General features: G+C 61.6%; 1 protein-coding gene. It reads right to left on the bottom strand.

What is annotated here, in order from left to right; genetic code table 11:
• Positions 1 to 271, bottom strand: a 271-nt coding sequence (locus J1C54_RS16390; protein WP_229150042.1) for a metalloregulator ArsR/SmtB family transcription factor, incomplete at its 3' end; no start/stop codon positions are given.
• Positions 272 to 518 lie beyond the last annotated feature (247 nt).

The following is a 518-nucleotide window of genomic DNA, read 5'->3' as shown; positions in this document are numbered from 1 at the left end:
GCACATCACTGGCCAGACTGCGGCTATACCAGATGGCATTGCCCTCGCGGCGCCGCTCCACCAGCCCGGCCTCGGCCAGCACCTTGAGGTGATGACTCATGGCCGGCTGGCGCATATCGCAGATCTCGCACAGCTCCAGCACCCCGAAACTGCTCTGCCCCAACACCTGCAGTACCGATAACCGGAGGCTGTCGCCGGCGGCCCAGAGCAGCTGTTCCAGCGGCTCAAGGGACGGGGCAGGGGGGATGGAAAGAGCTTGGGTAGCTGACATAGGGGCGAACTTTACGCCGGCGGAACGACAATATCAATTATTTTCGATATTGACTGCCTATGCTATTACGTCTGCCGGACACCGGCCAACGGCGAGCTAACCCAACCCCATCCGTCAGGGTTTGCCCAACACCCCGCCATCAACGACAATAGCGCCCCATTTCAGGCCCCCTTCGGGACCGCCCCAGCCAGCAGGAGTGTTTGATGACCGCTGTTACCCGATCCCGTGAACTTGCCAACGCCATCCG

This window comes from Alcanivorax sp. 1008 (assembly GCF_020667895.1).
GTDB lineage: Bacteria > Pseudomonadota > Gammaproteobacteria > Pseudomonadales > Alcanivoracaceae > PGZG01.
Note: the sequence above shows the minus strand (reverse complement) of the source record. Positions and strands in the feature narration are given on the sequence as shown.